Annotated in this window: 1 protein-coding gene; it reads left to right on the top strand. The window is 36.6% G+C overall.

Going from position 1 to position 2,276, the window contains the following annotated elements:
* The coding region (locus ABD766_RS14910; protein WP_344817431.1) for a T9SS type A sorting domain-containing protein at window positions 1–2,276 on the top strand (2,276 nt) is incomplete at both ends.

The raw sequence follows: 2,276 nt of genomic DNA, 5'->3' as shown, positions 1-2,276 counted from the left end.
TCGGGTCAAATTCGAGTTAGTTGTTCTACAGCAACAGCTACCCAACTAGCTTCAATTAATGTTTCTGGTGCTCCACTTCCTTCTGTAATAGCAGGACCAAGTACTGTATGTTCTTTAACACAAGCAAACTATAGTGTTACTAATGTTGCTGGGTTAACCTACCAATGGACTGTTCCTTCTGGAATGACTATTACCTCAGGACAAGGAACTTCAAGTATTTCGGTTACTGTTACTGACGCTGTATCAGGTTTGGTAAGTGTTCGTTCAATCTCTTCTTGCGGAACGAGTGCTGCTGTTACCCTAACTGTAGGTACTACACCTGTTTTAGGCGGAATAAGTGGTACCGCGGTTGTATGTGGTGCTGCACAAACTACCATTGACGCTAATGGTCAGGTGTTAAACAACAACCCAGTAAATCAATATACTTACGCTGTTACTGCTGTAGCAGGTGTTACAAACTACAATTGGTCTGTTCCAACTGGTGCAACTTTGGTTTCTGGACAAGGAACAAACGCTATTGTAGTAAGTTTTAATCTGTCTAATTTTGGATCTGGTGTCATCAGCGTTCAAGGTAGTAACTCTTGCGGAACAGGAATTATTCGAACATTTTCCGTGAGCAGTGTTACTGGAAATATTGCTGGTCCTACCAACATATGTTCATTAACCACTGCTACTTACTCGGTACCATCAGATATAGGAACAAACTTTGTATGGAGTTTACCTACTGGTATGACCATAACTAGTGGTGCTGGTACATCAACTATAGCTGTCGCAATTGCTCACCCCATAAATTTTGCAAACGCTAATCAGGTTTCTGTATCCTTTACCACATCATGTGGCGGTACAAGAACTTTTAATACTACAGTTGACTGTGGAGACTACACTAATTTAAGACTTGATTATTGTGGCGCAACACTTAATGCAACTTCATCTTTAATTTATGCTACATCACGAATTGGAGCAAGTGCTTATGAATTTGAAGTGACTTATAATGGAACCGTTTATCCAACAGTTACTAAAAATACATCATCTTTCAGATTATCAGAAGTAACAGGATTACCTTTGGTTTTTAATGCTGAATATAGTATTAGAGTAAGAATTATAAGAAATGGACAAGCGGGTATTTACGGTACTTCTTGTACTATAAACACACCTTCTATCCCTACAACCACTTTACGTAATGATTCTTGCGGAGCTACTTTAAGTACTACTACTTCTTTTATTTATGCTACACCAGTAGTTGGAGCCAGTGGATATGAATTTGAAGTTACTTACAATGGAACTGTTTATCCTACAGTTACAAGAAATACTCCTTCTTTCAGATTATCTGATGTTGTGGGACTACCATTAGTGTTTGGAGCTCAATATAGTGTTAGATTAAGAATTATTAGTAATGGACAAGCTGGTATATATGGTACATCTTGTTTGGTAAACACAGCGTCTATACCTACAACAACATTACAAGCACAATCATGTGGAACTACTATAAGTGCTACTACTTCTTTAATTTATGCTACACCAGTAGTTGGAGCCAGTGGATATGAATTTGAAGTTACTTACAATGGAACTGTTTATCCTACAGTTACAAGAAATACTCCTTCTTTCAGATTATCACAAGTAGTAGGCTTACCTTTGCTTTTTAGTCGCCAATACATTGTTCGTGTTCGAATTTCAAGTAACGGACAAGTGGGGTCTTATAGTAGTTCTTGTGTTGTACAGACTCCTTCGATTCCTTTGAGCAATCTTGTAACTTCAAAATGTGACAATTATCAAGTAATAAGTAATACAGAGTCAATAGAAGCAGAACTAGTAACAGGTGCGACAATGTACCGATTTAGAGTTTTCAACGGAGTTGACTATGATACTTTTTATGATAGTTCTAATAACATCTTTACTTTAGATAACTTCCCAGGATTAATTCCTAATGGTGAGCTATATTCTGTTCAAGTAGCTGTAAAGTTTCCAAATGAGACAAATTTTGGAGCATACGGTAAAACATGTACCATTAAAACTCCTATGCAAACATCAAGAGTTGTTGGTTCTGGTATTCAATTAGAAGATAATAATGTATTTGAGGCTTTAGCATATCCAAATCCATTTGTAGAGAACTTTAAGTTAGATGTTAAAACTAATAGTGAAGCAAGTATTCAAGTTAGAGTTTACGACATGATAGGAAAACTTCTAGAAGATAAAACGATAAACGCTTCTGATATTCAAAACTTTGAATTAGGAAACCAATATCCATCTGGAGTTTACAATGTAATTGTATCTCAAGA

It is taken from the genome of Flavobacterium cheonanense, assembly GCF_039539185.1.
Classification (GTDB): domain Bacteria; phylum Bacteroidota; class Bacteroidia; order Flavobacteriales; family Flavobacteriaceae; genus Flavobacterium; species Flavobacterium cheonanense.
The sequence above is the reverse complement of the archived record's forward strand: the minus strand, read 5'-3'. Positions and strand labels throughout refer to the sequence as shown.